The sequence below is a fragment of the Actinomycetota bacterium genome (assembly GCA_019347675.1).
Lineage (GTDB): Bacteria > Actinomycetota > Nitriliruptoria > Nitriliruptorales > JAHWKO01 > JAHWKW01.
Window position 1 is genome coordinate 1 of sequence record JAHWKW010000048.1, and the last position, 6,284, is coordinate 6,284.

The following is a 6,284-nucleotide window of genomic DNA, read 5'->3' on the forward strand; positions in this document are numbered from 1 at the left end:
CTCCTCGAGACCCGGCAGACCGTCGTCACGGTTGATGAACTCGCTCGCCGCGCACAGCGTCTTCTGCTCGGCCTCGCTCACGTCCGAGAGCTGGGTGATGCCGTTCTCCTCGGAGTACTCCTGCGTGACCGCGATCGCGTACGTGTCGTTCATCGGGGCCGGCTCGAGCCACTTGACCCCGTTGTTCTCGAGGTCCTCCTGCGCCACCTGTGCGGCGAGGTCGTCGGGGGCGTCCTCGGTGGTGTGCTGGAGGTAGTTCACCCAGCCGGTCCCGGTGTACTCCCAGTACATGTCGATCTCACCGGACGTCAGCGCTTCGCGGACGGTCGCGCTGCCGATCAGTCCCGTCTGGTCGGTGACATCCGCGCCCGCCGCCTCCAGTGCCTGGACGGCGATCTGGCCGAGGATCTTGTTCTCGGTGAACTCCTTCGAGCCCACGTTGAACGACGCTCCGGACAGGTCGTAGTTCTGGGCGATCGAGCCCTGGCCGCCGCCATCGTCCGCGCCGTCATCCCCGGCGGGTGGTGCTGCCTCCTCGCCTCCTCCACAGGCGACGGCGAAGAACGCCAGCGCCGCCAGCAGTGCTACCAGTCGTGGTGTGCGTCGGTATCTCAACGGTCTTCTCCTCGTGCTCGGTTCACGGTTGACGTTGCTGCTCAGGTCTTGCGCCGATGACCTCTCCCATATGCCCCCTAGAGCCCGCGGGGATGGAGGAGGTCTTCGACGATGCCGCCGAGGTAGTCGATGAAGAGGGCGAGCACCGCGGTCAGTACGGCTCCGGTGATCTGCACCGGGAACCGGTTGGTGGTGAGGCCGGCGTTGATGATGTCGCCGAGCCCGCCCCCGTTGATGAACGTGGCCAGCGTCGCGGTCCCCACGTTGATCACCAGGGCGGTCCTGATCCCGGCCAGGATGACCGGCACGGCGAGCGGCAGCTCGAGACGCGTCAGCACGCCGAGCTTCGTCATACCCATGCCCCGCCCGGACTCCAGCACGGAGCGGTCGACCTGTTGGAGCCCGACCATGGTGTTGCGCAGGACGGGGAGCGCCGCGTAGGCCACCAGACCGACGATGGCCGCGCGGTACCCCGTGAACAGGAACAGAACCGCGAGCAGCGCGAGGACGCCGATCGAGGGCACCGCCTGTCCGATGTTGAACACGGCGATGATAGGCGGGGTGATGCGTCGAGCGAAGCCCCGGGTGAGAAGGATGCCGACGGGGACGGCGATGAGGATGACCAGCACGGTGGAGACGACGGTGAGCTCCACGTGTTCGAGGATCGCTTCGCTGAGGCGACCGACGTTCAGCGAACGTTGCTCGATGCTGTCCAGCTCGATCCGACTCACGTACAGGTACAGCAGAGCGCACACCGCCGCGAGGAACGCCGGGACGCCCACGTAGGCACGCGCTGTGCGGAACTTCGCACCGGTGCTGAAACCCGCCTCGGTGTCGGTGCCAGGCCCCTCTTCGAGGTCGGTCGCTTGCGGTGGGCTCGTCGTGGACACGATCAGCTCGTCGTGCGCATGGCGGCGACGGCCTGGTGGATCGCATCGAAGTCGACGACGCCCTGGTACCGACCGGAGTCGTCCACCACCACCGCGGACCCGTAGGCGGCGGTCAAGGTCGCGTCGAGCGCATCCGACAGCGTCGCGGTCGGCTGCACCAGGGCATCCGCTGGGACCCCGAGCTCGTCCAGGGACCCCTCGCCCTGGAGCTCGTCGGTGCCCACCCAGCGCCGCGGGCGCCGCTCGTGGTCGAGCACGAGTACCGCGGGGCGCCCGGATCCCTCGAGGGCGCGACCGGCGGCGTCACGCCCGTCGTCCACGGCGACCGTGGGCCAGTCGGGCAGCTCGAGGTCCTGGACGCGGCTGAGGTTCAGGCGCTTGATCGACGCCCCGGAGCCGATGAACTCGGCTACGAAGTCATCGGCGGGAGCCGTGAGGATGCGTTCGGGCGTGTCGTACTGAGCGAGCGTGGAGTCCTGACGCAGAATCGCGATCCGGTCGCCCATCTTGATCGCTTCGTCGATGTCGTGGGTGACGAAGATGATCGTCTTGCGGATGCGTTCCTGGACGCTCAGGAACTCGTTCTGCAGCCGTTCGCGCGTGATGGGGTCGATCGCGCCGAAGGGCTCGTCCATGAGCATCACCGGGGGATCCGCGCTCATGGCGCGGGCCACACCGACCCGCTGGCGCTGGCCTCCAGACAGCTCCTTCGGGTACCGCTTGCGGTACCTGTCGGGCTCCATGCCCACCGTCTCGAGCAGCTCGTCCACCCGCTCGCGGATGCGGTCGCGGTCCCAGCCGAGGAGCTTCGGCACCGTGGCGATGTTCTCGTGGATCGTCATGTGCGGGAACAGGCCGATCTGCTGGATGACGTAGCCGATGCGTCGCCGCAGCTGATCGGGGTTGGCCCGGGTGACGTCCTCGCCCTCGAGGAAGATCCGGCCCGACGACGGCTCGATGAGCCGGTTCACCATCTTCATCGTGGTGGTCTTGCCGCATCCGGACGGACCGACGAGGATGACGATCTCACCCTCCGGCACGTCCAGGTCCAGCTCGGCGACCGCCGGCTCGTCCTGTCCCGGGAAGGACTTCGTCAGCTGCTCGAGGCGGATCATCGTCTCGCCGTTCGCGTTCTCGGTCACCGGATGCCTCGCGAGGTCGTCAGTCGGATGAGGAGCGAGTAGAGGGCGTCGAAGAGGATGGCTACGACGATCACGCCGAGGACGCCACTGAGAACGAGGTTCACCGCGGCGGGACTGCCGATGCGGGCCAGACCGACGAAGATCGGATCTCCCAACCCGGGACCGTTCACGATTGCGGCGATCGCGGCGATGCCGACGAGGATGAGCGTTGAGACGCGGATGCCGGTCACGATGACGGGCCAGGCCAGCGGCAGCTCGATCCACAGGAGACGCTGCCACCGTGGCATACCCATGCCCTGCGCCGACTCGATGACCGCGGGATCCACGCCGCGCAGACCGGTGATGGTGTTGCGCAGGATCGGCAGGATCCCGTACATGGCGAGCGCCACGATGGCGGGCTTCGCACCGAGCCCGAACGGTCCGATGAAGATCACGAACAACGCGAAGGAGGGGATGGTGAGGAAGGTGCCGGCCACGTTCAGCGCGATCGTGCGAGGTCGGTTCGTGCGGTAGGTGGCGATGCCCGTGGACACGCCGACGAACGCGGCGATCGCCACGGACACACCCACCACCCAGATGTGGTCGATGGTGAGCCCGATCAGCCGATCGGAGTTGGCCCCGACGTACTCGAAGAAGTTCATCCGGCCCCGTCCCCGCCGCCGACACCCGCCGCCGCGTGTCCCAGCGCGTCGGACAGGAAGCGCGAGATCACGCTCGCCATGCGCTGGAAGGTGGAGTGCTCGTCGAACATCCACTCGGTGTGCCCGCTGTCCTCCAGCCAGACGAGCTCCTTGGGCTCGCCGGCGCGCTCGTGCAGCTGGCGGGCTTCCTCGGGCGGGTAGAGCTCGTTGCGGTCGCCGTGGATGACGAGGAGGGGACGGGGTGAGATCTGGTGCACGACGTCCTCGGGCCGGAAGCGCAGCAGGTGATCGGCGGACTCCAGGGTGACACCGCTACCGAACCCCGCCGTCCGGTACAGCTCGTCGTCGACGTAGCCGCGCGTCACCTCGTCGAGGCGCACGACCTCGAAGGGGTGGACGACCTCGGAACGCCCGGTGACAGCGGTCCGGGGTCTGTCCTCGTCGATCCGTTCGAGCAGTCGCGTCCACGACGCCTCGTCGTGCGCGAACCGTGTGGAGCGCTCCCCGTCGGCCACGGCGTTGCATGCCGCGACGGCCGCCACCCTCGGGTCCTCGGCCGCCTCCTGGACGACGATGCCGCCCCCGAGTCCCCAACCGATCAGCGCGATGCGCTCGGGGTCCACACCGTCGACCGTCTCGAGGAACGACACCGCGGCCCGCACGTCCTCCACCTGATCCTGGGGGACGAGGCGACCGCGCTCGCCCTCGCTCGCTCCGAAGCCCCGGTAGTCGAAGGAGAGGCACACGTAGCCCTGGGGCACGAGCGTCCGGGCGAAACGCTCCGGATGGATGTTCTTCAGACCCTGGTAGCCGGAGCAGGAGACCACCGCTGGACGCCGCTCACCGGCCGCGAGATCGTCGGGGAGCCACAGGTCGCCGTCGATCAGGCTGCGCTGGGCGAAGAAACGTACGGATCGGCGTTGCACGTCAGCTGGCCTCGCTCTCGGTGATGTGGGGCTTGCCGTCCCAACCCAGGTCCCGGGAGAACTCCTCTGCGGCCGTCCGCAGGATGCGACCGGCGTCGGCGAGCCCGTCTCCCAGACGGAACTTCGGGCCCGAGACGTTGAGGGCGCAGACGATCCTCCCGCGGAAGTCGCGTACCGGCGCCGCCGCGGCCACGAGCGCAGGCTCGAACTCCTCGTCCACGATCGCGTAGCCGAGCTCGCGCGCCACGACGATCCTGCCGTACAGCTCGCGGACGTCGCGGGGCGCCCGCGGACCTAACCGCTCGAAGCCGGCGTCGGCCAGGAGCACCGAGAGGGACGCCTCGTCGTGGTCGAGCAGCAGGGCGCGCCCGGCCGATGTGCAGTGCGCGGGCACCGGGCGACCCACCCAGCCGGCGGTCTGCACGGCGTGTGGAGGAGACTCCGTGAGCACGGTCAGCACCTGTGTTCCATCGAGGACGGACAGGTGGCTGCGCTCGCCGAGCTGGCCGACGAGGCGTCGCAGGACAGGCCCGGCGAGTTCGAGGAGCCGACGGTCCCCCGCGCGCGCGGCCAGACAGTAGAGCCGCCACCCCAGCCGGTACGCCAGGGTGTCGGGATCGCGGTCCACGAAGCCCTCGTCGGCGAGCGTCCGCAGGCTGCGTGAGACCTGGCTCTTGTCCTCACCGATGATCTCCGCGAGACGCGTGACGCCGAGCTCGCCCGACACCGGCTGCTCATCCCCGCTGAGGGCGACGAGGAGGGCTATCGCCCTCTTCAGACTCGTGCCCGTCCGCGGTGCCATGCGCGGCATCCTCGCAGGGCGATGCTGTATATGCAAGAGTGTTTGCAACATCTACAACGAGACCGTCCATGTTCGATGTGCACGTCCATTCCGGTCCGTGTGTCGTGGAGCGTCTAGCGGACGACCTCACCACCGTCGGGTGGTACGAGGAGGCCGGGTTCTCCGGTTGCGTGCTGAAGGGCCACTGCGAGCCCACCGTAGGGCGTGCGGCCGCGGTCGGCGCCGGGCGCGCCCTACAGGTCTACGGCGGGATCGTGCTCAACCACGTCGTGGGAGGCCTGAACCCCGCGGCCGTCGACGCCGCGCTGACCATGGGGGCCCGGGTGGTGTGGCTGCCGACCGTGGATGCGGCCCACCACCACCGGTCGGGTCTCGTGCACCCTCCCTCGTGCGCGCCCACGGTGGGCCGGGGTCCCAGCTACGCCGCACCGCCTGCCGATCCGACGACGGAGGGAGCGCTGCGCACGATCATGGGGCTCGTGGCCGACGCCGACGCCGTTATCGCCACCGGCCACGTGAACCCGCAGGAAGCGTCCTGGGTCGTCGACCAGGCCCGCCGTGCGGGTGTCCGGCGGGTGCTCCTGACCCACCCGAGCTTCACCGTCCCGGGCATGTCCGCGCCGGACACACGTGAGCTCTGCGAGCGTGGGGCCCTGGCCGAGGTCACCGCCTACCAACTCCTCCACCAGCCCGACTGGGACGCCGCCCGGCTCGCCGCGTTCATCCGCGAGGTCGGCTACGAGCACTGCCTGCTATCCTCCGACGCGGGACAGCCGGATTCGCCGCGCGGGCCCGAAGCGCTACGCGGACTCGTCGACGCGCTTGCTGCGGAGGGCCTCGACCGTGGGGCGCTGGAGGCGATGGCGTCCGAGGTGCCTGCCGGGCTCGTCGTGCCCTGACGTCAGGGCGCCGTCAGCCGCTCGCGGCCGAACGGATCGGAAAGTCATCCTAAAGAACGATGAATAGACGACGATCGCCTGCGCCGCAAAGCCTGGAGGCCACGGCGTTCGAGCCCGTGGTGGGGGCGTCCTCCCCCACGCCCGAGCCGCCAACCTGCCATTCATCCAGGCCGACCTGACCAGACGGCAGTGACGCTCGGCCGCCGCGGTTCTGGGCGGGATCATGCCTCGCCAGAACTAATCGATCCGCACTTGGAGCGGCGAGCCAGAAGTCGCCGCTCCGAATGCAGTCGGATGTCAGCCGACTCCGGCTAACCGTGCCAGCCGGAGTCAGGTCAGCAGTTGGTTTTCAGGAAGCTGCGGACCGCC

7 protein-coding genes are annotated in these 6,284 nt (G+C 69.0%); 1 reads left to right on the top strand and 6 read right to left on the bottom strand.

The genetic code is table 11. From position 1 onward, the window contains the following. From KY462_16435 to KY462_16460, 6 genes are all read right to left on the bottom strand, one after another. On the bottom strand, positions 1–615 hold a 615-nt coding region (locus KY462_16435; GenBank protein ID MBW3579286.1), incomplete at its 3' end, for a glycine/betaine ABC transporter substrate-binding protein. Between the two features lie 77 nt (positions 616–692). After that, on the bottom strand, positions 693–1,397 hold the full coding sequence (locus KY462_16440) for an ABC transporter permease (protein MBW3579287.1): 705 nt from the start codon (positions 1,395–1,397) through the stop codon (positions 693–695). A gap of 110 nt (positions 1,398–1,507) precedes the next feature. Then, the gene (locus tag KY462_16445; GenBank protein MBW3579288.1) at positions 1,508–2,620 is read right to left on the bottom strand and encodes a betaine/proline/choline family ABC transporter ATP-binding protein; all 1,113 of its coding nucleotides are present in this window, start codon (positions 2,618–2,620) and stop codon (positions 1,508–1,510) included. Between the two features lie 23 nt (positions 2,621–2,643). Then, entirely contained in the window at positions 2,644–3,288 is a 645-nt protein-coding gene (locus KY462_16450; GenBank protein ID MBW3579289.1) for an ABC transporter permease, read from the bottom strand. Beyond that, positions 3,285–4,214 carry an alpha/beta hydrolase gene (locus KY462_16455; GenBank protein ID MBW3579290.1) on the bottom strand — a complete coding sequence of 310 codons (930 nt, stop codon included), beginning with the start codon at positions 4,212–4,214 and terminating at the stop codon, positions 3,285–3,287. The genes KY462_16450 and KY462_16455 overlap by 4 nt, the downstream gene beginning before the upstream one ends. 1 nt (position 4,215) lies before the next feature. Beyond that, the gene (locus KY462_16460) at positions 4,216–5,016 is read right to left on the bottom strand and encodes an IclR family transcriptional regulator (GenBank protein ID MBW3579291.1); all 801 of its coding nucleotides are present in this window, start codon (positions 5,014–5,016) and stop codon (positions 4,216–4,218) included. A 68-nt stretch (positions 5,017–5,084) separates the two neighbouring features. Here KY462_16460 and KY462_16465 point away from each other — a divergent pair, with 68 nt between their 5' ends. Beyond that, positions 5,085–5,915 (top strand): hypothetical protein, encoded by an 831-nt coding sequence (locus KY462_16465; GenBank protein MBW3579292.1) that lies wholly within the window; start codon positions 5,085–5,087, stop codon positions 5,913–5,915. Positions 5,916–6,284: the final 369 nt, after the last annotated feature.

Coding starts and splice junctions, on each gene's coding strand:
- KY462_16460 (MBW3579291.1), bottom strand. CDS start 5,016: ATGGCACCGCGGACGGGCACGAGTCTGAAGAGGGCGATAGCCCTCCTC.
- KY462_16445 (MBW3579288.1), bottom strand. CDS start 2,620: ATGATCCGCCTCGAGCAGCTGACGAAGTCCTTCCCGGGACAGGACGAG.
- KY462_16465 (MBW3579292.1), top strand. CDS start 5,085: ATGTTCGATGTGCACGTCCATTCCGGTCCGTGTGTCGTGGAGCGTCTA.
- KY462_16450 (MBW3579289.1), bottom strand. CDS start 3,288: ATGAACTTCTTCGAGTACGTCGGGGCCAACTCCGATCGGCTGATCGGG.